Origin of the sequence: Amycolatopsis deserti (genome assembly GCF_014653945.1) — a bacterium.
GTDB classification, from domain to species: domain Bacteria; phylum Actinomycetota; class Actinomycetes; order Mycobacteriales; family Pseudonocardiaceae; genus Amycolatopsis_E; species Amycolatopsis_E deserti.
On the sequence record NZ_BNAU01000006.1, the window covers coordinates 470090 to 491549 of the forward strand.

Below are 21460 nucleotides of genomic sequence, written 5' to 3' on the forward strand. Positions count from 1 at the left end.
ACGCTTTCCGGGTGACTTTCGACTTCGCCGCGTCCGAAGCCGTCGGCGTCGGCTGGTTGAACACGGCCGGCCCGCTGCTGGTCTGGGTCATCGTGCTCAGCTTCGTGTTCATCGAGTGCGCCCTCATCATCGGGCTGTTCCTGCCCGGTGACTCGCTGCTGTTCGCGGCCGGGGTCGTGCTCGCCTCGCACGGGGCGCACGCGAGCGCCTGGCTGTTGTCGGGGGCCGCGCTGGTCGTCGCGGTGGTCGGCAACCAGGTCGGCTACTACATCGGCCAGCAGACCGGGGTCAGGTTCATCGCCCGGCGCGGGGGCAAGGTGCTGAACCGGGCGAACCTGGAACGGGCGCGGGAGTTCCTGGACCGCAAGGGGTTCTTCGCGATCGTCGCCGCCCGGTGGATCCCGTGGGTGCGCACGCTGGCACCGCTGATCGCGGGTGCGGCGCGGATGGACCCGCGGCGGTTCATGTTCGCCACGGCACTCGGCGGTGTGTTCTGGGTGCCGACGCTGGTGCTGATCGGCTACTACGGCGCCGGCCTGCTGGACGCGATCCCGTGGGTCAAGACCGTGCTGGTGTGGCTGTCGATCGCGTTCTTCGTCTTCGGCACCGGGTACGGCTTCTTCCGGTACCGGCAGGAGATGCGCCGCCCGGTCGACGAGGAGCCGGACAACGAGTACCCGGCGGCGGCCTAGTCCCAGGCGCCGCGGGCCCGCGGGGTGAACCGCAGCCGGAAGCTGGTCGCGTCGTGTTTGCGGGCGTGGCTGTCGATCCAGCCGAAGCACAGGGCCTGCTCGATGGCCTCGCCGTAGCCGACGCTGGGCAGCGGGCTGTCCTTGTGCTGGATGACCAGCCAGATCTCCTGTTCGGTGCCACTGTGCGCGGCGAGCCAGTCCCGCCAGTCCGCCGCGGTGGGCGCGCTGAGGGTGGTCATCGCAGCACGTCCAGGTAGTGCTGGTTGAACATCACGCCGAGCACGTTGCCGAACGGGTCGACCACGGAGGCGGTGACGAACCCGGGGCCGCGTTCGACGGGCTTCTCGTGCTCGGACGCGCCCAGGTCGAGCAGGCGCTGGTAGGCGGCCTCGACGTCGTCGACGTGCCAGTAGACGATCACGCCGTTCGGGCCCGGCTGTTCCGGCGCGTAGCGGCTGTCAATCAGGCCGAGTTCGTGCTGGTAGTCGCCGATCCGGAACTCCAGGTAGGCAGCCGGGCCCTCGACCGGGCGGCGGAAGTACGGCTCGGCGCCGAGAACCTCGCTGTACCAGCGGCCGGCGGCCTCGACGTCGTCGGCGTAGTAGGTGACGGTGGTGAGTCCTCGCAGCATTTCGGGTCCTTTCTCCGGTGACAGGACCCATGCTCGCGCCTAAAGTGCTCACCAACTGAGCACTTTGCGGAGGAAATCGTGCGCGCTGACCGGTTGATTTCCGCGGTGCTGCTGATGCAGGCCCGCGGCCGGGTGACGGCCGCGGAGCTGGCGGCCGAGCTGGAGGTTTCGGTCGCCACCGCGCGGCGGGATCTGGAGGCGTTGTCCACAGCCGGGATCCCGGTTTATCCACAACCGGGCCGCGGCGGTGGGTGGTCGCTCGTCGGGGGTGCGCGGACGGATCTGAGCGGGCTGTCGGCGGCGGAGGCGCGGGCGTTGTTCCTGCTCGCGGGCCCGGTGGCGGAGTCGGACGAGGCGAAGGCGGCGATGCGCAAGCTGGTGCGAGCGCTTCCGGGACCGTTCCGGGCCGAGGCCGAAGCCGCGGCGAACGCGACGATGATCGACCCCGCGCGCTGGGGCGAGCGCGACAGGACCCGTCCGGAACTGGTGGACCGGCTGCAGGCCGCCGTCATCGGGCGCCGGAAGGTGCGGCTGACGTACTCGAACGCGAAGCGGGAGCGGTCGGAGCGGCTGGTCGACCCGTGGGGGCTGGTCGACAAGGACGAGGTCTGGTACCTGGTGGCCGGCACCGAGCGGGGCAGGCGGACGTTCCGGGTCGACCGGATCGTGCGCGCCGAGCCGACGGACGAGCCGGCTTCGCGGCCCGACGACTTCACCCTGGCGGCGGCGTGGGACGAGGTGGTCGGTGAGGTGGAGCGGCGGCGGTCGCGCACCTGGGCGACCGTGCGCATCGAGACGAGGTTCGTGCCGGTGCTGCGGGGCCAGTTCGGGCGGCACTGCGAGGTGGTCGCCGAGGAGGCCGCCCACAGCCGGGTCCGCCTGGCGGCGCCGACCCCGCTCGACGTGGCCCGCAACCTGGCCGGCTGGGGCGGCCTGATCGAGGTGCTGGACCCCGAGCCGGTCCGCGCGGAGCTGGCGAGGATCGGCGCGGAGCTGCTGGCTCAGTACAGCTGAGCGGCGAGGTGCGGGTGGGACGGTACCCGGTGTCAGGACTCGATGTCCGCCCAGACCTCCAGCTGGATGCCGTCCGGGTCGCGGAACACGATCACCGCCGAGCCGGGCAGGGTGCGCGACCGCTTGGCGGGGCTGTACTCCACCCCGTAGTCCGCCAGCCGCTGCTCCCACTGCTTCAGCTCGTCGAAGGTCGGCACGGTGAAGGCGACGTGGTCCAGCCCGGTCCGCCGCTCGTCGAACGGGCCGCGCTCGGTGTCCGGGTGCTGCAGCAGCACCACCGAGAACGCGTCGCCGGGGGCTTGGAGCACGACCTTCCGCAGGCCGGTCTCGGGGTCCTCCCGCCGTCCGGTCTCCCTCAGGTCGAGCACCCGCTCGTACCAGGGCACACTCCGGTCGACGTCAGTCACCGTGAGGGCCAGGTGGTGCACTCCGGTCAGCTTCGACATGCAGTTCCTTCTCACCCGATCGTGCCCCCTCACGAGTACAACGTCCCGTTCGGGTTCCCGGTTTCCACGGGTGTACCTGTGGACAACTCGAAGATTCATCCACAGGCTGTGGGCAAGTCAGCGACCGCCGCCGACCGGCAGGATCGCCCCCACCGCGTAGGACGCCGCAGGCGAAAGCATCCACAGGACCGCCTCGGCGATCTCCGCCGGCTGCCCGGGCCGCGCCAGCGGGATCCCCGGTGCGAGACGGTCGATCCGGTCCGGCAACCCGGCCACGGCGTGCAGGCCCGTGTCCACCAGGCCGGGCGCCACGGCGTTGACGCGCACGCCCTCGCGCGCGACCTCCTGCGCCAGGCCCCAGGTCAGCGTCTCGACCGCCGCCTTCGTCGCGGCGTAGTGCGTCCACTCGCCCGGCGAGCCGGTGCGCGCGGCTGTGGACGAGATGTTCACCACCGCACCACCGGACCCGCCCGCCCGTCGCCCACCACCACCCTCAACGGAGGCGCTGCGCGCCGCGGCCACATTCACGCGTCGACATGCGCCGCACGGCCTCCCGGCAGCACAGGAACACCCCGGTCACGTTCACGTCCAGCACGCGGCGCACGGTCGCGACGTCCTGGGAGTCCAGCCGACCGGGCGTGTTGCCGGTGATCGCCGCGTTGTTCACCACCGCGGTGACCGGGCCCAGGCCGGCTGCCGCGTCGAACAACGCGATCACGTCGTCCTCGGACGCCACATCGCCCCGGACGGCCAGTGCCTTCCGCCCCGACTCGCGCACCCGCGAGACGACCTCCTCGGCCGCCGCCGAGTCGGTCGCGTAGTTGATCAACACGTCGTACCCGCGTACGGCGCCCAGCGTCGCGACGGCCGCGCCGATGCCCCGGCTGCCCCCGGTGACGACGAGGACGCCGCTCATATCACGAAGTTCTGCAGCGGCAGGTTCTCCAGCACCAGGTCGGCCCGGCTCGCCGTGGTCTCGATCAGGTCCGCGTTGCGCTGGTCGCTGCCCAGCGCCCTGGCCCGCGCCTCCACCAGCGTGCGGCCGTACCGGCGGTGCCGGGTGACCAGCCGCTCGATCCGTTCCTTCTCGTCCGGCCGCAGGTACCACACCTCGTCGGCCAGGCCACGCACGTCGCTCCACGGCTCGTCGTCGACCAGCAGGTAGTTGCCCTCGGTGATGACCAACGGCACGTCCGGCGGCACGCACACCGCGCCGGCGATCGGCTCCTCGATCTCGCGCCGGAACAGCGGCGCGTACACCGTCTCCTTGGTCTCCTTGATGCGGCGCAGCAGGCTCACGTACCCGTAGGCGTCGAACGTGTCCGGCGCACCCTTGCGCTCGGTCCGGCCCAGCCGCTGCAGCTCGACCTGCGCCAGGTGGTACCCGTCCATCCCGACCACGACCGCGCGGTTGCCGAGCGCGTCGGCCAGCCCGCGGGCCAGGGTGGTCTTGCCGGCCGCGGGCGCGCCCACGATCCCCAGGATGGACCGCCGCCCCCGCGCCACCAGGCTCTCCGCCCTGGCCAGCAGCTCGTCGAACGTCGGACTCGTCGCCGTCATCGCACTCCCAACTTCCCTACCTCCGAAACCCACGCCCGGGGTCCGGCGTGCCGCACCTTCTCCGCGGCCACTTCGTTGGCGAACCGGATCAGCTCCGGCAGCCGAAACCTCTCGACGCCGTAGACCAGCGCCCCATGCCACACGTCCCCGGCGCCCAGTGTGTCCACCGCGCGCACCGCGGGCACCTCGATCTCACCAGCTTCACCGCCCGATTCCCAGCGCACCGGCCGGGGACCGTTCGTCACGATCACCGTCGGCACCCCGCGTTCCCGCAGGTCCGGCCCGGGTGCGCGGAAGTGCGCCGAGCAGGCCGCGATGTCGACCAGCGGTAGCAGCTCGTCCATCACCGGTTTCCAGCTGCCCGCGTCCAGCACGACCGGGATGCCCCGCGACCGGGCCCAGCGCGCGACGCCCACCGCCAGCCGCGGCAGGTGCCCGTCGACCAGCACCGCTCGGACGCCGTCCGGCAGTTCGGACGGCATGGCACCGGGATTCGTCCCGGCGTTGCGCGAGACGACGGTCCGTTCGCCGTCGCGGTCGCGGACCGCGACGGCACTCACCGCGGGTGGTTCGTCCTGCTCGGGGGCGGTGTCGACGACCCGCACGCCGTGCGCGGCCAGGTCGGCGCGGGCCAGCCCGGCGAGCGGGTGCCTGCCCAGTGCCGTCACCAGGACGGCCGCCTCGCCGAGGGCCGCGACCGTCACGGCGGCGTTCGTCGCCGGTCCGCCCGCGGCCACCTCGACGCTCGACGACTGCACCTTCTCGCCGGGCGACGGCAGCTCCGCCACCCGCTGCACGAGATCGACCGTGCACAGCCCCGCGAGCAGGACGGTCACGCGGACAACCCCGTCCGGACCGCCGACTCGACTTCCTCCACCTGCCCGTCCGCCCCGACGCGCAGCGCGCCGGTGATCAGCCCGACCACCTGGTTCATGCTGGTCGTCTTCGGCGACACCACTCCGACGCGCTTGCCCAGCCGGTGCACGTGGATGCGGTCCGCGATCTCGAACACGTGCGGCATGTTGTGGCTGATCAGCACGACCGGCAGCCCGCGCTGCCGGATCCGGTCGATCAGCTGGAGCACCTTCGACGACTCGGCCACGCCGAGCGCCGCGGTCGGCTCGTCCATGATCACGGCCTTGGTGCCGAACGCCGCCGCACGCGCCACCGCGACGCCCTGCCGCTGACCACCGGAGAGCGTCTCGACCGGCTGCGTGATCGACTTGATCTTGATGTCCAGCTCGTCGAGCACCCGCTGGGCCTCGGCACGCATCTTCGCCGTGTCCAGCTTGCGGACCAGCCCGAACACGCCGCCGCGCCGGATCTCCCGGCCCAGGAACATGTTGGTCGCGATGTCCTGCGCCGGCGCCAGCGCGAGGTCCTGGTAGACGGTCTCGATGCCGCAGCGGCGGGCGTCCAGCGGCGTGCGGAAGTGCACCGGCTCGCCGTCGACGAAGATCTCGCCCGCGTCCGGCACCAGCGCGCCGGACAGCGCCTTGATCAGGCTCGACTTGCCGGCGCCGTTGTCGCCGACCACGGCGAGCACCTCGCCCGGTTCGAGGTCGAAGTCCGCGCCGTCGATGGCGGTCACCCGGCCGAAGCGCTTGACCAGGCCGCGCGCCGAGAGTGTCGGGGTCATTTCTGCCTCCTGGCCAGCCGGTCCACGGCCACCGCGGCGATCACCAGCGCACCGGTGGCGACGTCCTGGTAGAGCGAGTCGACGCCGAGCTGGGTCAGCCCGGAGCGCAGCACCGTCACGATCAGCGCACCCATCATCGTCCCGAACACCGACCCGCGTCCGCCGAACAGGCTGGTGCCGCCGAGCACGACCGCGGTGATCGAGTCGAGGTTGCCGAGCTGGTAGGCGTTCGGGTCGGCGTTGGGCACCCGGCCCAGCGCCTGCCACGCGGCGATCCCGAAGATCAGCCCGGCCACCAGGTACACCGACACGATCGTCCGGTTGACCTTGATGCCGCTCAGCCGCGCGGCTTCCGGCGCGTTGCCCACCGCGTACACGTGCTTGCCCCACGCGGTCCTGGTCAGCGCGTACCAGAGCACGAGGTACATCACCAGCGCGAGCGTCATGCCGTAGGTGACCGGGATGCCGCCGAACAGGTAGCGCCGGGTGCCCAGCCAGGCGAGCAGCGAGTCCGGCGCGATCGGCACCGCCTGGCCGTCGGCGACCAGCTTGCCCGCCGCGGTGAGCATCGTGAACAGGCCCAGCGTGACGATGAACGGCGGCAGCTTGACCCGCGTCACCAGCGAGCCGGTGACCAGCCCGAGCACGGTGGCGACCAGCACGCCGAGGATGAGCGCGAAGATCCCGGGCACCCCGCCGACCAGCAGTTTCGCCATCAGCAGGGTCGCCAGGACCATCGCCGCCGCGTTCGACAGGTCGATGCCCGCGGTGAGGATGATCAGCGTCTGGCCGAGCGCGAGCGTGCCGACCACGAGCGACTGCTCGACCACCAGCGACAGGTTGTCCAGCTCCAAGAAGGTGCTGGTGGACACCGAGAACACCACGACCGCGACGACCAGCGCGAGCGCGGGTCCGATCGCCGGGGCGCGCAGGAAGAACTCACCGAGCGATTCGCGCCTGTCCACAGTGGTCGCTGTCATTTCGTCCCCCAGCAGTTCTGCAGGCCCCACGTGGTGTCCTGGCTGGGCACGCCGGGCATCGGGCGGTCGGTGATGACCACGGATCCGGTGTCGATGAACCCGCTCGGCTTCTGCCCGGTCCGCGCGTACTTGACGGCGGCGGTGACGCCCTCCTCGGCCATCTTGCGCGGGAACTGCATGACCGTCGCCGCGTACAGGCCGTCGCGCACGTTCTGCACGCCCTGGCAGCCGCCGTCGATCGAGCCCATCAGGATCCGCAGGCCGCGCGCCTGCAGCGCCGCGTACGCGCCGCGGGCGGTCGGCTCGTTCATCGTGTAGACGGCGTTGATGTCGGTGGTGCGCTGGAGCAGGTTCTCCATCTTCTGCTGGGCGATGGACTGGTCGCCGTTGGCGTTGTCCCGTCCCACGATCGCCGGGTCGCCGTCCTTCAGGCCGATGCCCTCGAGGAACCCGTTGTGCCGGTAGGTGTCCACGGTGCTGCCCGCGGTGCCGTCGATCATGATCACCTTCGGCGCGGTGGCGCCGAGCGCGGCCTTGACGTAGGCGCCCTGCTGGCGGCCGGCCGCGACGTTGTCCGTCGCGTAGGTGGCGTCGACGGCGTCGGCCGGCTCGGTCGCGGTGTCCAGCGCGATCACCATGACCCCGGCCTGACGCGCCCGCTCGATCGCGGCGAGCACGCCGGTCGAGGAGTTCGGGGTGATCAGGATGGTGGTGACGCCCTGCTGGACCATGTTCTCGATGGCCCGGACCTGGCCGTCGTTGTCGCCGTCGAACTGCCCGGCCAGCGCCATGAACTCGGCACCCTGGGCCCGCGCGGCGGCGCTCGCCGCGTTGCGCAGCTCCACGAAGTACGGGTTCGTTTCGGTCTTCGTCACCAGGCCGACCTTGGCCTGGCCACTGCCCGCCGGGGCCGAACCGCCACCCCAGTGGCGTTCGACGGTGCACCCGCTGACGGCCAGCAAGCCGGCCGTGACGAGGCACAGGAGACTCCGGTGTCTCACGCTGCCCTCCCCATCGAGGCTGATCGTTTGCCGACGGGGACGGTAGGAGGGCTTACACTACTCCGGCAAGCGTTTGCGCAAACGCTTGCGGATCGCCCGTGCTCGTTGGAGAACTCTGATGCCGTCCAGGCCCACCCAGAAGGACGTCGCCGATCTGGCGGGCGTCTCGATCACCACCGTCTCACACGTGGTGAACGGGACCCGCGCGGTGGCCCCGGAAACCAAGGCCGCGGTGCTGCGCGCCATCGAGGAAACCGGGTACACCGGCGACGCGATCGCCCGCTCGCTGGTCACCGGCGGCACGCGGCAGATCGGGGTCGCGATCTCGCTGCTGGCCAACCCGTACTTCGCGGCGCTGATGCAGGCGATCGAGCGGGAGGCGGCCGCGGCCGGGTACACGGTGCTGCTCGCCGACACCCACGACACCGTGAAGACCGAGCAGGAGACGGTCCGGACGCTGCGGTCCCGGCGGGTCGAGGGCATGCTGCTGACGCCGGCGGCGGGGGACGGCCGGGTGATCAGCGAACTGGTGTCGCTGGGGCTGCCGACCGTGCTGATCGACCGGCTGACCATGCGGACCGACGTCGACCAGGTCGGGTCGGAGAACATCCAGTCCACGTCGGCGCTGACCGAGCACCTGGCCTCGCTGGGGCACCGGCGGATCGGGTTCGTCAGCGGAATGCCCGGGCTGACCACGTCGGAGGAGCGCACACTCGGGTACCGGCTCGGGCTCGGGCGCGGCGGGTTGTCGTGGAACCCGGAGCTGGTGGTGTCCGGGCACTCCTCGCGCGAGGGCGGCGCGGCGGCGACGGCGAAGCTGCTGTCCTTGCCCGACCGGCCGACGGCGCTCGTGGTGGCGAACGACTCGATGATGGTCGGCGTGCTGCACGAGATCCGCCGCCGGGGGTTGCGGGCCGGCGCGGACCTGGCGCTCGCCGGGTTCGACGACGTCGAGTGGTCGGACCTGGTCGAGCCGCCGCTGACCACGATGGCCCAGCCGATCGAGGAGATCGGCCGCCGCGCGGTGCGGTTGCTGCTGGCGCGGATCCAGGAGCCGGACCGGCCACACGAGACGGTCCGGCTACCGCCACGGCTGATGCACCGCGCCTCCTGCGGCTGCGGTCTCTAGAGCGTCGCCGCTGCCTCCAGGAGCATCCACGCGCCCAGCTGCACCGAGAGGTCCCGTGCCGGATGGCCTTTCGGCAGCGGCGGTGTCGGCGCCGGCTCGCTCCACTCCGGACTGAACAGCGGGCCGCCATAGGCGTCGGCCGCGCCGGTCCACGCCGCTTCCGCGGAAGCGAGCACCAGGTCGCGTGCCGCGTCGACCTCCGGGCCCGGCGGCAACCTGTGCACGGCCAGCGCCAGGTACCGCGCCAGGATCCCCGCGAACAGGCCACCATCACCGCCACCCTGACCCCGGAGCACCCCGCCCGGTGCGCAGTTCGCCGCCACCGCCCGGATCGTCCGCGCCGCCCGGTCCATTTCGGACATCTCCAGGCACGCGCCGAGGAAGACGCCCTGGCAGTACGTGTAGATCTCCTGGACCAGGTCGGCACTGTCCACCCGCAACCCGTCCCACACCAGGCCGCTGTCGGGGTCGACGAGCGTCTTCTCCATCCAGTCCAGCAGTTCCCGCGCCCGCTCCACGTCACCGGCCCTGGCGAACAGGATCGCCGCCGGGCCGTTCGACGGCGCGTTCTTGAACCGGTCGCCGCGCCGCCACCAGATGCCGCCGCCGCCCTCCGTCGTCCACCCGGACCGCAGCTCGCCGAGGAAGAAGCTCACGTCCCGGCCGGTGCGCTGCAACGCGAGCCCAAGCCACGCCAGGTCGTCGTAGTAGTCGTTGCGCCAGCTGCCGAAGTTCCGCAACCGCATCGACGACACGAACCGGTCGATCGCCGCCTCCCGCGCGGGCGTCGGGTCCCGCAGTTGCGCGTCGGCGAGGCAGTCCAGGAAGTGCGCCTGCCACCAGTAGTTCCAGTGCCGGTGCAGCCGCTGATCGGGGGTCGCCGGCCAGCCGCTCCGGGCGAGCAGCGTGCCCGGCAGTCCCCAGACCCGGCGCAGGTGCCGGGTGACGATCGCCCGTTCCGCGGCGGCGGCCCAGTCGCTGTGCATGAACCCATCATGGATTGGCCCTCGACATGCCGCTGGGTTCCGTCGACGATCAGGGGATGGCAACGGCGCATGTCACATGTCCGCTCTGTGAGGCCACCTGCGGCCTGACCGTCACCTTCGACGGCAGCCAGGTCACCGAGGTGCGCGGGGACGCCGAGGACGTCTTCTCCCACGGCTTCATCTGCCCCAAGGGCGCGTCGCTGGGGGCGCTGCACCACGACCCGGACCGCCTGCGCACCCCGCTCGTCAAGCGCGACGGCAAGCACGTCCCCGTCTCCTGGGACGAGGCCTTCGCCGAGATCGACGCCCGCCTGCTGCCGATCATGGAGGCGCACGGACGCGACGCCGTAGCCGTGTACGCGGGCAACCCGAGCGTGCACAACCTGTCCACCGCGCTCTACGGCCGCGTCTTCTTCAAGGCGCTGGGCACCAAGAACTTCTACACCGCGGGCAGCGTCGACCAGCTGCCCAAGCACTACTCCAGCGGCTACCTGTTCGGCGACGGCATGACGATCCCGGTGCCGGACGTCGACCGCACCCGGCACCTGCTGGTGCTCGGCGCGAACCCGCTGGTCTCCAACGGCAGCCTGATGACCGCGCCGGACATGCGCGGCCGTCTCCGGGCGATCCGGGAGCGCGGCGGCAAGGTGGTCGTGGTCGATCCGCGCCGCACCCGCACCGCCCTGGTCGCCGACGAGCACCACGCGATCCGGCCGGGCACCGACGCGCTCCTGCTGTTCGCGCTGGTCAACGTGCTGTTCGCGGAGAACTTGACGGACTTGGGGAACCTCGCCGGGCACGTGATCGGCGTCGAGGACGTCGCCGAACTGGCCCGCGACTTCCCGCCCGAGGCGGTCGCCCCGGTCACCGGCATCCCGGCCGGCGAGATCCGCCGGATGGCCCGCGAGCTGGCCACCGCCGAGTCCGCCGCGGTTTACGGTCGGATCGGAACTACCACGCAGGCGTTCGGCACCCTCACCAGCTGGCTGGTCGACGTGCTCAACGTGCTCACCGGCAACCTGGACCGGCCCGGTGGCGTGATGTTCCCGCTCGCCGCCGCCGGACAGGCGAACAGCGCGCCCGGCAAGCGCCGCCCGTTCCGGCACGGCCGCTGGCGCACCCGCGTGCGCGGGCTGCCGGAGGTGCTCGGCGAGGTGCCGGTCGCGACGCTGGCCGACGAGATCCTCACCCCCGGCGACGGCCAGGTCCGCGCGTTGATCACGGTCAGCGGCAACCCGTGCCTGAGCACCCCGAACGCCGGACGGCTCGCGGAAGCCCTGGCGCGGCTGGACTTCATGGTGTCGCTGGACATCTACCGCAACGAGACCACCCGGCACGCCGACGTCATCCTGCCCGGCCCCACCCCGCTGGAGCGCGCGCACTACGACGTCGCGCTGTACCAGCTGGCCGTGCGCAACGTGGCGAACTGGACCCCGGCCGCGATGCCCAGCGACCTGCCGCCGGAGTGGGTGACCATGCTGCGGCTCACCAGCATCGTCACCGGACAGGGCCCGGATCCGGACGTCGAGGCGCTGGACGCGTTCGTCGCCACCCAGATCGCCCAGCGGTCCGGGCTCGACCCGGCCGTCGCCGGCGACCGCCGCGGGCCGGAGCGCCTGATCGACCTGATGCTGCGCGCCGGCCCGTACGACCTCACCCTGGCCGACCTCGAAGCCGCCCCGCACGGCGTCGACCTCGGGCCGCTGCGGCCGCGGGTGCCGGAGGTCCTGTCCACGGCGAGCGGGAAGATCGAGCTGGCGCCGGAGGCCATCACCGCCGACGTGCCGCGCCTGGCCGCGGAACTCGCGCACGTGCCGGACGGCGAACTGGTGCTCATCGGGCGGCGGCAGCTGTCGTCGAACAACTCGTGGATGCACAACCTGGAACCGTTGGTGCGCGGCAAGAACCGGTGCACCGTGCAGGTCCACCCGGCCGACGCGGCGCGACTCGGGCTGGCCGACGGCGAACCCGCGCTGGTCAGCTCGAAGGCCGGCAAGATCGAGGTGCCGGTCGAGGTGACCGAGGAGATCCGGCCGGGCGTGGTCAGCATCCCGCACGGCTGGGGCCACGGCGGGCCGGGCACGCAGACCGCGGTCGCCGCGGCGCACGCGGGCGTGAACAGCAACCTGGTGGCCGACGAGACCCTGCTGGACGCGCTGTCCGGAACCGCGGTGCTGAACGGGATCCCGGTCGAGGTGACGCCTACCAGGCCGCCGACAGGTCCGCGTGCTGCCTGATCCAGGCGTGCATCACGATGCCGGCGGCGACCCCGGCGTTGATCGACCGCGTGGACCCGAACTGCGCGATCGACACGACCATCGCCGCCGCGTCGTGCGCCTCGGCGGACAGGCCGGGGCCCTCCTGGCCGAACAGCAGCACGCACTCACGGGGCAGTTCGGCGGTTTCCACCCGCTGCGAGCCGGGGGTGTTGTCCACGGCGACGATCGCGATGCCGCGCTCGGCCGCGTAGGCGGCCAATGACGCCACGTCCGGGTGGTGCTCGAGGTGCTGGTACCGGTCGGTGACCATCGCGCCACGCCGGTTCCACCGCCGCCGCCCGACGATGTGCACCGCGGCCGCGGCGAAGGCGTTCGCGGTGCGCACCACGGTGCCGATGTTGTGGTCGTGCTGGAAGTTCTCGATCGCGACGTGGAACGGGTGCCGTCGTCGGTCGATGTCGGCGACGATCGCCTCGCGCCGCCAGTACCGGTAGGCGTCCACGACGTTGCGGCGGTCGCCCTCGGCCAGCAGCTCCGGGTCGTAGCGCTCGTCGGCGGGCCATTCGCCCTCCCACGGGCCGACGCCCACCGGTTCCCGGGCGGTCCATTCGGTCGGGCCGGTCTCCTCGCTCATCGGAGCCGCCCGGCCAGGTCGGCGAGCAGGTCCGCGGTCGCGATCGTCAGGTCCTGCTGGGTCATCTCGCCGGGGAACACGGCCGCGAGGTGCTCGCCGGTGAAGAACAGGGTCTGCGTGGTGAGCCGCTGTGCCAAGTCGGCCGGGAGATGGGCGTCAGCGTCCTGGGCTCGTACGGTGAGCGATGGTCCGGGCACGGGCCGTGGCACGAGGATCATGGTGGCGGCGCGCGTGGTCGAAACGTACTCGGTGCGGTAGCGCAACTGGAGGACGCGCACCGGCACGCCACGCCAGTCACCGGCGAGCTGCAGGTTCACCGCGATGCCGTGGTGGTTGCTGGACCCGAGGACGTCGTTGAGCGTCACGAACGTCGCCTGCAGCGGCGGCACCGGGGTGCGATCGGGCCGCCACCCGGTGCGCGCGGCAAGCGCTCGCACCCCGTCGGCGAAGGTGTCCTGCGCGGCGCGCTCCCGTGGGCGCATGATCAACCCGGCGACCAGGCCACAGAGGACGATGCCGAGCAGGATCAGGACGACGACCACACTCGAATTGTGTCCTAGGCCTGCGGCATGGCGTGCGGCGACGGGTGCTCGCGGTGCTTCCAGCGCAGGTAGGCGCCCGCGTAGGAGAAGACGACCAGCGCCAGCGCGACCACGGCGACCACCGGCAGCATCGAGCGCGGGAACACCGTGTCGTAGAGGTAGTAGGCGTTGAACCCGCCCGGGAGCGGGCCCAGCCCCTGCAGGCCGCGGAAGTAGTCCTCCAGCGCGGTCAGCGGGCAGGGGATCGGGAAGACGTTGACCGCGACACCCCAGATAGCGAAAAAGACATGCACGAAAACGCTGCGTGGCCAACGCCACGCGAGAAACCCGCCGAGGCCGATGTAAAGCAAGGCCAGAATGTGCACTCCGACCGTTATGTCGGCCAGCACCCCAGCGATCGTCACGCCGCCCCCTTCCCGCGATTCCCCTGGTATCGAGGTTACTCCTGATCAAGGCAGGAATGTCGACTCGAATTCCGGAGATCACTTCGGGGTTTACCCCTAGGGGGCGGCGTGAATCGGCTACAGGCCGAGGTCGTCGAGGTCGAGCAGATACCGGTAGGTGAGGCCTTCCTTCTCGATGGCCTCCCGCGCGCCGGTGTTCCGGTCGACGACGGTCGCGACGCCGACCACGGTCGCGCCGGCCTCGTTGAGCGCCTCGACGGCGGTCAGCACGCTGCCGCCGGTGGTCGAGGTGTCCTCCACCGCGAGCACCCGCTGCCCGGCGACCTCGATGCCCTCGATGCGGCGCTGCATGCCGTGCGACTTGGTGGCCTTGCGCACCACGAACGCGTCGAGCACCTTCCCGTCCGCCGACGCCGAGTGCAGCATCGCGGTCGCGACCGGGTCCGCGCCGAGGGTGAGCCCGCCCACGGCCACGTAGTCCCAGTCCGCGGTGAGCTGCCGCATGAGCCGGCCGATGAGGGGGGCCGCCGCGTGGTGCAGCGTGGCCCGCCGCAGGTCGATGTAGTAGTCGGCCTCCTTGCCGGAGGCCAGCGTCACCTTGCCGTGCACCACCGACAGCTCGGTGATGAGACGTGCCAGTTCGAACTTCGCTGCCTGATCCAACCCGGGGTTCGCCACGACGGGAAGTCTTACACACGGCTACGACGGTCTACCGGGCGATCGCCCGCGCCACCTCGTCCACCACCGCGCGCGTCGAGGGCTGCCACACCAGCCACGTCACCAGTTCCAGCGCCGGCTCGACCACCGGCCGCCACGGCCAGCCCGGCAGCAGGCGCGTCGCGGAGTGTTCGGTCAGCAGGACGGCGTCCGACTTCGTCGCCTCGGCGCAGGCTCGCGCGTGCTCGGAGAACTGCGCGAACTGCCACAGCGGCACCACCCCCGCGTCGTGGGCCGCGACCACCAGGCGGTCGTGCGCGACCGGCACCTGCTGCCTGCCGTGGGCGAGGATCCGCACCCCGTCGAGGTCGCGCAGCCGGCACGCGGCACCGTCGGCGAGCGGGTGCCCGGGGCGGACCGCGACCCCGAACGGCTGGTCGAACAACCGCGCGCCCCGCAGGCTGCCGACCGGTTGCTCGTGCACCAGTCCCAGGTCGAGCCGGCCTTCGCGGACCATCCGGAGCTGGTCGGTGCTGCTCGCCTCGGTGAGCGTGACCGCCGCGTGCGGCACCGCCGAATCGAGCGCCGCCAGCGTGTCCAGCAGCCACCCGGCGGACAGCCCGGGCGGGATCCCGATCTCCACGACCTCCCGCGTCCGGCGCGCGGCCGCGTGCGTGGTTTCCCGCGTCGCGTCGGCCAGGCGCAGCAGGAGCACCGCGTGCGAGTGCAGCGCGACACCCGCCGGGGTGAGCGTCGTGCCGGTCGCCCCGCGCTCCAGCAGCGGCGCCCCGATGTCCCGCTCGAGCTGCCGGATCTGACGGCTCAGCGACGGCTGCGTGAGGTGCAGCCGTTCCGCCGCGCGGGTGAGCGAGCCCTCGGCCGCGACCGCGACGAAGTACCGCAGGTGCCGCAGCTCCACGCGCCCTCCCCTGCCTGACAGGCATGACCGGCCTGATTAACCGGCATTGGACAGGCACGTGTCAAGCCACGTGTACTACTCCCTGCCTCTCAGGCAGGACATCGAAGGAGAAGGGACGCTCAACGATGAGTCGAACTCCCGGCCGGGACCCGTACCGCTGGGTGGTGCTGGTGCTGTCCTGGGCCGCGTTCACCATGACCTCGGTGGACCGGTCGACGTGGGGACCGGCGTCGGTCGCGGTGGGCGAGCACCTGGGGGTCTCGCTCGCCGGGCTGGGCGTCTTCGCCACCGGCTACTACGTCGGTTACGTCATCTCGAACGCGGCCGGCGGCGTGCTCACCGACTGGCTGGGCGCACGCGTCGTGATGGGCGCGTCGCTGTTGCTCGCCGGCGGGTTCATGATCGCCTTCGGCGAGACCGACTCCGTGCCGGTCGGCATCGCCTTCCAGGCCGCGGTCGGGGTCTTCGCCGGCTGCGACTACTCGGCCGGCGTGAAGCTGATCGCGCAGTGGTTCACGCCGAAGGACCGCGGGTTCGCGATGGGCGTGTTCATGACGGCGACCTCGCTGGGGACCGTGATCGCCAACGCGGTGGTGCCGCGCCTGCTCGAGTCCGCCGGGTGGCAGACCTCCTACCACGTCTTCGGCGGCGCCTCGATGGTGATCGCGGTGCTGTGCCTGCTGCTGGTGCGCACGCGGAAGGAAGACACGGCCGAGCGCGCGGTGCCGGACCTGCGCCCGCTGGCCCGCTCGCGCGACCTGTGGCTGCTCGGGCTGGCCGGGTTCGGCGGGCTGTGGGGCACCTACGGGTTCATCACCTGGTCCAACGCCCTGATGGTCAAGGGCATAGGCCTGACCGGGGTGCAGGCGGGCGGCGTGGTCGCGATCTTCGGGATCACCGCGATCGCCGCGAAACCGTGCATCGGGTTCGTCTCCGACCTGCTCGGTGGCAGGCGGAAAGCGCTCACCGTGGTCGTGCTGGGCGCGTTCGTGGTGGCGCTGCTGGTGTTCGGCACGCGGGACAGCCTGACCGGGTTCCTGTGGGTGGCGCCGTTCCTGGGTGTGGCGGCCTACGTCTACAGCCCGCTGATGGTCGCGATGATCCCGCGGATCGCAGGAGTGGGGCTGGCCGGTTCGGCGGCGGGCGCGACCAACGCGTTCTGGCAGCTGGGCAGCACGGTCGTGCCGGTGGTGCTGGGCGCGGTGTTCCAGGCGACCCATTCGTTCTTCGCGGCGTTCGCCACGCTGGCCGCCGGCCCGCTCGTGGGAGCGCTGCTCATGCTCGGCGTCCGGGAACAGCGCACGGCGCCGGATCGCGAGAAGGAGACCGTGTGAACTACGACGTGATCGTCGCCGGTGGTGGCTCGGCCGGGATCGCCGCGGCGGTCGGTGCGCGGCGGGCCGGGGCCCGGACGCTGCTGATCGAGCGCGGCCCCTGCCTCGGCGGGGCGGCGACGCTGCGGAACGTGGTGACCTACTGCGGCCTGTTCACCCGCGACGACCGCGAGCAGGTGGTGTTCGGTGTCGCCGGGGAGGTGCTCGACGGGCTGCGCGAGTTGGGGGCGGTGAGCGAGCCGACGCGGTTCACCGCGGTGGCCGTGGTGTTCGATCCCGAGGCGGTGAAACGGGTCGCCGACGACCTGTGCGACGCCGCCGGGGTGGACGTGCTGCTGCACTCGCACCTGCTCGGCGCGTCCAGAGTGGACGATCGCGTGCACGCGGTGCGGGTGGCCGACCACTCCGGCGTGCACGAGTACACGGCGGAGGTGTTCGTGGACGCTACCGGCGAGGCCGACCTGGCGCAGCACGCCGGCGCCGAGGTGCGGTACGGCAACGACGGCTGGGTGCAGAACGGCACGCTGGGCGTGCGCTTCGGCGGCATCCCGGCGGACGCGGAGGTCACCCGCGAGGCCGTGCGCGAGGCGGTCCGGGCGGCGAAGGCACGCGGCGTCCCCGGTCTGACCGCGGAAACCGGGCTGATCGCCCGGATGCCGGTGTCCGGCGACCTGATCACCTACCTCGCCGACGAGGGCTACGACGCCCGCGACGCCGCCGACACCAGCCGGGCCGAACGCAGCGCCCGCCGTCAGGCCGCCGCGTACCTGCGGGTGATCAGGACGCTGCCGGGATGCGCGGAGGCCTACATCGTCAGCACCGGCCCGGAACTGGGCACGCGCGAGTCGCGGCACCTCGTCGGGCGGGTTCAGCTGACTGAGAAGGACGTGCTCTCGCCGGGCCCGGTGGACGACGCGGTGGCGGTCGGCGCCTGGCCGATCGAGTACCACCCGGGGGTGGGCGTGCCGTCGGAGTGGCGGTTCATCGGCGAGCCGGGCTACTACGGCATCCCGCTCGGAGTGCTGTGGAGCCGGAACACGCCGAACCTGTTCTGCGCCGGCCGGACGGTGGACGGCGACCGCGGCGCGGGCGCGTCGCTGCGCGCCATGGGCACCGCCTTCGCGACCGGCCACGCGGCGGGCGTCGCGGCCGCGCTGAGTGCCCGGGGTGAGGTAAGCGCTTCCGCCGTGCGTGCGGAGCTGCAGCGGCAGGGCGCCCGGCTGCCGGACTGAGCGGGATGCCGCCCGCGCAGCGGCGCCCGCCTCGCGGATTGAGCCGCGCGGCTACCTGCCTCCTCCGCGCGGCGCGAGCATCTCCGCCACCGCTCGGGCCGACGCGTCGAGGTCGCCGGTCACCTCGGGCGGCATCGCGCCGCTGAGCCACAGCGTCGCGAAGCCGTGCACGATCGACCACGCCGCCACCTGCGCCAGCTGTCCTTCGGACACGGCATCCGCCATCACCGTCCACGCGCGCTCCCGGGCCGCTGTCAACTCACCGTCGCCGGGGTGGTGCAAGTCCGGCCGGAACATGACGTCGAAGTGCGCCCGGTGCCCCACCGCGAACCGCACGTACGCCACCCCGATCTCCACCAGCCCCTGGTCCCGCGCCGCGGTGAGGGCGTCGGCCAGCAGTTCGAACCCCTCGGTCGCCAGCGCGGTCACCACGCCCGCCTTGTCCCCGAAGTGGTGGACCGGCGCCGCGTGCGACACCCCGGCCCGCCGTGCCACATCGCGCAGGCTCAGTGCCGCCGCGCCGTGCTCGCCGATGGCCTCGGCCGCGGCGGTCAGGATCGCGCGCCGGAGGTCGCCGTGGTGGTAGGAGCTCTTCGCCATGCGGCCAGCATATCTTTCCATTGACAAGATGCGTGCGGCGAGGCATCTTGTCAGTGGAAAGATTCGAGGAGGAGATCATGGCACCGCTCGTCATCCTGATCGCCGTCACGCTGGTCCTCGCGCTCGCCGGCGCGGCGGGAGTCCGATGGCTCAGACCCTGGCCGATGGCCGTGCGCGGTGGCGTCGCGGCGATGTTCACCGCCACCGGCGTCGCGCACTTCGTCGGCATGCGGGAACAACTCGTCAGCATGGTCCCGCCGGCGCTGCCCGAGCCGGCGCTGCTGGTGACCGTCACCGGCGTCCTGGAACTCGCCGGGGCCCTCGGCGTGCTGTGGCCGCGCACCGCGACTTGGGCCGCGGCCGGGCTCAGCGCCATGCTCGTGCTCATGTTCCCGGCGAACGTCTACGCGGTGCAGAGCGGCGTCCTCACCGCGTGGGACGACCAGATCGTGCCGCGCACCCTCATGCAGGTCGTGTTCCTGGCCGCCACCCTGACGGTCTTCGTGCACGCACGCCGGGGTCAGGCCCGGCTGAACCGCCCGGCCCACTCGCGCAGCTGATCACGCAGCTCGGCCGGTTCCACGACCCGGAAGTTGGCGCCGAGCGAGCCCAGTGCCAGCGCCGGCCAGTCCAGCGAGGCGGCCGTCATCCGCACCCGGCACCGGCCGGCGTTGACCTCCTCGATCGTCGCCCACCGGCCGATCCGTTCGCGCGCGGCGGCCGCCGGGATGTCGACGAGAACCTCCACCTCGTGCGGCTGCGGCACCGCGCCGAGCGAGTTGCGGACGAATTCGGCCGCGTCGGCGGCGGGCAGCTCGCGGGGCCGGAACCGGGCGCCGGTGCCCGTCGGCTCGCTGAGCCGGTCGATGCGGAAGTTGCGCCACGCGTGCCGGGTGAGGTCGTAGGCGACCAGGTACCACTGGCGCCCGAACGGGACCAGCCGTAGCGGCTCGACCTCCCGCGCCGACTCGCGGCCGGCGGCGTCGGTGTAGGCGAAGCGGATCCGTTCGCTGTCCCGGCACGCCAGGGCGATCGTGGTGAGCAGGCTGGGGTCTATGCGGGGCGCCGCCGCGCCGGGCCACACCGCGGGCACGGTCATCGCGCGCAGCGCGTCCACCCGGCGGCGCAGCCGGGCCGGCATCACCTGCACCACCTTCGCCAGCACCCGCACCGACGACTCGGCGATGCCCTCGACCGAACTCTGCGCGGCGGTCTGCAGCCCGACGGTCAGCGCGACCGCCTCTTCGTCGTCGACCACGAGCGGCGGCAGCGACGCGCCCGCGGCGAGCTGGTAGCCGCCGTCCACACCGCGCTGAGCCTCCACCGGATAACCCAGCTCGCGCAGGCGGTCGATGTCCCGGCGCAGCGTCCGCGGCGAGACGCCCAGCCGCTCGGCCAGTTCAGTGCCCGGCCAGTACCGGTGGGTCTGCAGCAGGGACAGCAACCGCAGCGTCCGCGAGCTCGTGTTCGCCATGTTTCCGATTCTCCCGCAATTGCGGTCAGAAAGTGGCCGCTATGCCTTCTACGTTGGTTTCAACGACGACGAAGGGACATTCCGATGACCACCACCGAGACCGTCACCGGCGAGCGCGCGGACCTGCTGGCGATGCTGGCCAAGCACCGCTTCTTCCTGACCTTCACCACCCGCGGCCTCACCGACGACCAGGCCCGGCAGCGCACCACGAAGAGCGAGCTGTGCCTGGGCGGGCTGATCAAGCACGTGACCTCGGTCGAGCGGAACTGGGCGACCTTCATCGTGGAAGGCGCTTCCGCGATGCCGAACTTCGAGGAGATGACCGAGGCGGACTTCGCGCAGCGGGAGAACGAGTTCAAGCTGCTGCCGGACGAGACGCTGGCCGGGGTGATCGCCGAGTACGAGGCGGTCGCGCGCCGCACGGACGAGCTGGTCGCCACCGTGGACCTGGACGTGGCGCGGGAGCTGCCCAAGGCCCCGTGGTTCACCGACACGGCGTGGTCCGCGCGCCGGGTGATCATGCACATCATCGCCGAGACCGCCCAGCACGCCGGCCACGCCGACATCATCCGCGAGTCCCTGGACGGCCAGAAGAGCATGGGCTGACCGTGTCAGCGACGGCGTCAGCGCGGTGGCGGGCCGGTGTCAGCGCCTCCGGCGAAAGTTGTCCTCAACAGCAGGAACAACGAGCACAGGAGAGCACGATGCAGAACTTCGACACCCCCGCCCCGATCGCCGCCGTGGTCGACATCCCCGCCGGCAGCCTCCGGTTCGTGGCCGCCGACCGGACCGACACCACGGTCGAGGTCAGGCCGGCGGACGCCTCGAAGCGGCGCGACGTGAAGGTCGCGGAGCAGACCACGGTGGCCTACGCCGACGGCGTGCTGCGGATCGCGGCCCCGGCGGGCAACCAGATCCTCGGCAGCTCCGGCTTCATCGAGGTGACGGTCCACCTGCCCGCCGGATCCGGCGTCGAGGCCAAGGCGGCCAGCGCGGAGGTGCGCGGCGTCGGACAGCTCGGCGCGGTCACCATCGAGGGCGCGCACGGCCAGATCGAACTCGACGAGGCCGCGAGCGTCCGCGTCACCACGCAGGCCGGCGACGTCACGGTCGGCCGCCTCACCGGCTCCGCGCGGATCACCACGGGCAAGGGCGACATCCGCATCGCCGAGGCCGAGCGCGGCGAGGTCGTGCTCCGCGCCGAGGCCGGCGACGTGTCGATCGCTGCCGCCGCCGGGGTATCCGCGACGCTGGACGCGGGGACCGACTACGGCCGCATCCACAACGCGCTCCGGAACACCGGCAACCACGGGCTCACCATCTACGCGACCACGGCCTACGGCGACATCAGCGCCCGCAGCCTGTGA

The 21460-nt window shown here is 72.1% G+C and carries 25 protein-coding genes and 1 pseudogene; 9 read left to right on the top strand and 17 right to left on the bottom strand.

From position 1 onward, the window contains the following. Positions 1–11 precede the first annotated feature (11 nt). Complete coding sequence (locus tag IE290_RS26195; RefSeq protein WP_191247321.1) at positions 12–692, top strand: DedA family protein; 681 nt, start codon at positions 12–14, stop codon at positions 690–692. On the opposite strand, the gene IE290_RS26200 is transcribed toward IE290_RS26195, so the two are convergent. Together IE290_RS26200 and IE290_RS26205 are read right to left on the bottom strand one after the other, a co-directional pair. After that, positions 689–931, bottom strand: coding sequence for a YdeI/OmpD-associated family protein (locus IE290_RS26200; RefSeq protein WP_191247322.1), 243 nt, complete (start codon positions 929–931; stop codon positions 689–691). The genes IE290_RS26195 and IE290_RS26200 overlap by 4 nt on opposite strands. Beyond that, entirely contained in the window at positions 928–1323 is a 396-nt protein-coding gene (locus IE290_RS26205; protein WP_191247323.1) for a VOC family protein, read from the bottom strand. Before IE290_RS26205 ends, IE290_RS26200 begins: the two co-directional genes overlap by 4 nt. Positions 1324–1401: 78 nt before the next feature. Here IE290_RS26205 and IE290_RS26210 point away from each other — a divergent pair, with 78 nt between their 5' ends. After that, positions 1402–2337 carry a helix-turn-helix transcriptional regulator gene (locus tag IE290_RS26210; RefSeq protein WP_191247324.1) on the top strand — a complete coding sequence of 312 codons (936 nt, stop codon included), beginning with the start codon at positions 1402–1404 and terminating at the stop codon, positions 2335–2337. 32 nt (positions 2338–2369) lie between these two features. Here IE290_RS26210 and IE290_RS26215 read toward each other — a convergent pair whose 3' ends face one another. From IE290_RS26215 to IE290_RS26245, 7 genes and pseudogenes are all read right to left on the bottom strand, one after another. After that, positions 2370–2783 carry a VOC family protein gene (locus IE290_RS26215; RefSeq protein WP_191247325.1) on the bottom strand — a complete coding sequence of 138 codons (414 nt, stop codon included), beginning with the start codon at positions 2781–2783 and terminating at the stop codon, positions 2370–2372. Between the two features lie 117 nt (positions 2784–2900). Beyond that, positions 2901–3699, bottom strand: a pseudogene (locus IE290_RS26220) (SDR family oxidoreductase). Further along, a complete protein-coding gene (locus tag IE290_RS26225; protein WP_191247326.1) occupies positions 3696–4343 on the bottom strand; it encodes a nucleoside/nucleotide kinase family protein in 648 nt (215 codons plus the stop codon). The pseudogene IE290_RS26220 and the gene IE290_RS26225 overlap by 4 nt, the downstream one beginning before the upstream one ends. Then, positions 4340–5179: a PfkB family carbohydrate kinase gene (locus IE290_RS26230; RefSeq protein WP_191247327.1), complete on the bottom strand. Its 840-nt coding sequence runs from the start codon at positions 5177–5179 to the stop codon at positions 4340–4342. Before IE290_RS26230 ends, IE290_RS26225 begins: the two co-directional genes overlap by 4 nt. After that, the gene (locus IE290_RS26235; protein ID WP_191247328.1) at positions 5176–5982 is read right to left on the bottom strand and encodes an ATP-binding cassette domain-containing protein; all 807 of its coding nucleotides are present in this window, start codon (positions 5980–5982) and stop codon (positions 5176–5178) included. Before IE290_RS26235 ends, IE290_RS26230 begins: the two co-directional genes overlap by 4 nt. After that, positions 5979–6962 (bottom strand): ABC transporter permease, encoded by a 984-nt coding sequence (locus IE290_RS26240; protein WP_191247329.1) that lies wholly within the window; start codon positions 6960–6962, stop codon positions 5979–5981. The genes IE290_RS26235 and IE290_RS26240 overlap by 4 nt, the downstream gene beginning before the upstream one ends. After that, complete coding sequence (locus tag IE290_RS26245; RefSeq protein WP_191247330.1) at positions 6959–7963, bottom strand: substrate-binding domain-containing protein; 1005 nt, start codon at positions 7961–7963, stop codon at positions 6959–6961. The genes IE290_RS26240 and IE290_RS26245 overlap by 4 nt, the downstream gene beginning before the upstream one ends. 118 nt (positions 7964–8081) lie before the next feature. Between IE290_RS26245 and IE290_RS26250 the strand changes: the two genes are divergently transcribed. Further along, complete coding sequence (locus IE290_RS26250) at positions 8082–9092, top strand: LacI family DNA-binding transcriptional regulator (RefSeq protein ID WP_191247331.1); 1011 nt, start codon at positions 8082–8084, stop codon at positions 9090–9092. On the opposite strand, the gene IE290_RS26255 is transcribed toward IE290_RS26250, so the two are convergent. Further along, complete coding sequence (locus IE290_RS26255) at positions 9089–10078, bottom strand: glycoside hydrolase family 76 protein (protein ID WP_191247332.1); 990 nt, start codon at positions 10076–10078, stop codon at positions 9089–9091. The two genes, IE290_RS26250 and IE290_RS26255, sit on opposite strands and share 4 nt — an antisense overlap. A gap of 56 nt (positions 10079–10134) precedes the next feature. Between IE290_RS26255 and IE290_RS26260 the strand changes: the two genes are divergently transcribed. Beyond that, positions 10135–12315: a molybdopterin-dependent oxidoreductase gene (locus IE290_RS26260; RefSeq protein ID WP_191247333.1), complete on the top strand. Its 2181-nt coding sequence runs from the start codon at positions 10135–10137 to the stop codon at positions 12313–12315. Here the strand turns inward: IE290_RS26260 and IE290_RS26265 are convergent. From IE290_RS26265 to IE290_RS26285, 5 genes are all read right to left on the bottom strand, one after another. After that, positions 12281–12931: a TrmH family RNA methyltransferase gene (locus IE290_RS26265; protein ID WP_191247334.1), complete on the bottom strand. Its 651-nt coding sequence runs from the start codon at positions 12929–12931 to the stop codon at positions 12281–12283. The two genes, IE290_RS26260 and IE290_RS26265, sit on opposite strands and share 35 nt — an antisense overlap. Beyond that, positions 12928–13473, bottom strand: a complete 546-nt coding sequence (locus IE290_RS26270) for a hypothetical protein (protein WP_191247335.1) — start codon at positions 13471–13473, stop codon at positions 12928–12930. Before IE290_RS26270 ends, IE290_RS26265 begins: the two co-directional genes overlap by 4 nt. 14 nt (positions 13474–13487) lie before the next feature. Next, a complete protein-coding gene (locus tag IE290_RS26275; RefSeq protein WP_191247452.1) occupies positions 13488–13871 on the bottom strand; it encodes a DUF2784 domain-containing protein in 384 nt (127 codons plus the stop codon). A gap of 123 nt (positions 13872–13994) precedes the next feature. Continuing rightward, a complete protein-coding gene (gene pyrE, locus IE290_RS26280; protein ID WP_191247336.1) occupies positions 13995–14555 on the bottom strand; it encodes an orotate phosphoribosyltransferase in 561 nt (186 codons plus the stop codon). 31 nt (positions 14556–14586) lie between these two features. Beyond that, the gene (locus IE290_RS26285; RefSeq protein WP_191247337.1) at positions 14587–15453 is read right to left on the bottom strand and encodes a LysR family transcriptional regulator; all 867 of its coding nucleotides are present in this window, start codon (positions 15451–15453) and stop codon (positions 14587–14589) included. 125 nt (positions 15454–15578) lie between these two features. On the opposite strand from IE290_RS26285, the gene IE290_RS26290 reads away from it, so the two are divergent. Further along, a complete protein-coding gene (locus tag IE290_RS26290; protein WP_229874711.1) occupies positions 15579–16787 on the top strand; it encodes an MFS transporter in 1209 nt (402 codons plus the stop codon). Beyond that, entirely contained in the window at positions 16784–18019 is a 1236-nt protein-coding gene (locus IE290_RS26295) for an FAD-dependent oxidoreductase (protein WP_191247338.1), read from the top strand. The genes IE290_RS26290 and IE290_RS26295 overlap by 4 nt, the downstream gene beginning before the upstream one ends. Positions 18020–18070: 51 nt before the next feature. Here IE290_RS26295 and IE290_RS26300 read toward each other — a convergent pair whose 3' ends face one another. Beyond that, positions 18071–18619: a TetR/AcrR family transcriptional regulator gene (locus IE290_RS26300; RefSeq protein WP_191247339.1), complete on the bottom strand. Its 549-nt coding sequence runs from the start codon at positions 18617–18619 to the stop codon at positions 18071–18073. A gap of 77 nt (positions 18620–18696) precedes the next feature. Here IE290_RS26300 and IE290_RS26305 point away from each other — a divergent pair, with 77 nt between their 5' ends. Beyond that, on the top strand, positions 18697–19179 hold the full coding sequence (locus IE290_RS26305) for a DoxX family protein (protein WP_191247340.1): 483 nt from the start codon (positions 18697–18699) through the stop codon (positions 19177–19179). Here the strand turns inward: IE290_RS26305 and IE290_RS26310 are convergent. Beyond that, positions 19140–20093: a helix-turn-helix transcriptional regulator gene (locus IE290_RS26310; RefSeq protein ID WP_191247341.1), complete on the bottom strand. Its 954-nt coding sequence runs from the start codon at positions 20091–20093 to the stop codon at positions 19140–19142. The two genes, IE290_RS26305 and IE290_RS26310, sit on opposite strands and share 40 nt — an antisense overlap. An 84-nt stretch (positions 20094–20177) precedes the next feature. Between IE290_RS26310 and IE290_RS26315 the strand changes: the two genes are divergently transcribed. Then, a complete protein-coding gene (locus tag IE290_RS26315; protein WP_191247342.1) occupies positions 20178–20699 on the top strand; it encodes a DinB family protein in 522 nt (173 codons plus the stop codon). A gap of 98 nt (positions 20700–20797) precedes the next feature. Then, positions 20798–21460 carry a DUF4097 family beta strand repeat-containing protein gene (locus IE290_RS26320; protein ID WP_191247343.1) on the top strand — a complete coding sequence of 221 codons (663 nt, stop codon included), beginning with the start codon at positions 20798–20800 and terminating at the stop codon, positions 21458–21460.

Excerpts from the sequence above, each read along its gene's own strand:
- IE290_RS26215 (WP_191247325.1), bottom strand. The coding sequence starts at position 2,783 with ATGTCGAAGCTGACCGGAGTGCACCACCTGGCCCTCACGGTGACTGAC.
- IE290_RS26315 (WP_191247342.1), top strand. The coding sequence starts at position 20,178 with ATGACCACCACCGAGACCGTCACCGGCGAGCGCGCGGACCTGCTGGCG.
- IE290_RS26225 (WP_191247326.1), bottom strand. The coding sequence starts at position 4,343 with ATGACGGCGACGAGTCCGACGTTCGACGAGCTGCTGGCCAGGGCGGAG.
- IE290_RS26205 (WP_191247323.1), bottom strand. The coding sequence starts at position 1,323 with ATGCTGCGAGGACTCACCACCGTCACCTACTACGCCGACGACGTCGAG.
- IE290_RS26290 (WP_229874711.1), top strand. The coding sequence starts at position 15,579 with ATGAGTCGAACTCCCGGCCGGGACCCGTACCGCTGGGTGGTGCTGGTG.
- IE290_RS26235 (WP_191247328.1), bottom strand. The coding sequence starts at position 5,982 with ATGACCCCGACACTCTCGGCGCGCGGCCTGGTCAAGCGCTTCGGCCGG.
- IE290_RS26265 (WP_191247334.1), bottom strand. The coding sequence starts at position 12,931 with ATGAGCGAGGAGACCGGCCCGACCGAATGGACCGCCCGGGAACCGGTG.
- IE290_RS26255 (WP_191247332.1), bottom strand. The coding sequence starts at position 10,078 with ATGCACAGCGACTGGGCCGCCGCCGCGGAACGGGCGATCGTCACCCGG.
- IE290_RS26250 (WP_191247331.1), top strand. The coding sequence starts at position 8,082 with ATGCCGTCCAGGCCCACCCAGAAGGACGTCGCCGATCTGGCGGGCGTC.
- IE290_RS26305 (WP_191247340.1), top strand. The coding sequence starts at position 18,697 with ATGGCACCGCTCGTCATCCTGATCGCCGTCACGCTGGTCCTCGCGCTC.
- IE290_RS26310 (WP_191247341.1), bottom strand. The coding sequence starts at position 20,093 with ATGGCGAACACGAGCTCGCGGACGCTGCGGTTGCTGTCCCTGCTGCAG.
- IE290_RS26200 (WP_191247322.1), bottom strand. The coding sequence starts at position 931 with ATGACCACCCTCAGCGCGCCCACCGCGGCGGACTGGCGGGACTGGCTC.
- IE290_RS26300 (WP_191247339.1), bottom strand. The coding sequence starts at position 18,619 with ATGGCGAAGAGCTCCTACCACCACGGCGACCTCCGGCGCGCGATCCTG.
- IE290_RS26260 (WP_191247333.1), top strand. The coding sequence starts at position 10,135 with ATGGCAACGGCGCATGTCACATGTCCGCTCTGTGAGGCCACCTGCGGC.
- IE290_RS26240 (WP_191247329.1), bottom strand. The coding sequence starts at position 6,962 with ATGACAGCGACCACTGTGGACAGGCGCGAATCGCTCGGTGAGTTCTTC.
- IE290_RS26320 (WP_191247343.1), top strand. The coding sequence starts at position 20,798 with ATGCAGAACTTCGACACCCCCGCCCCGATCGCCGCCGTGGTCGACATC.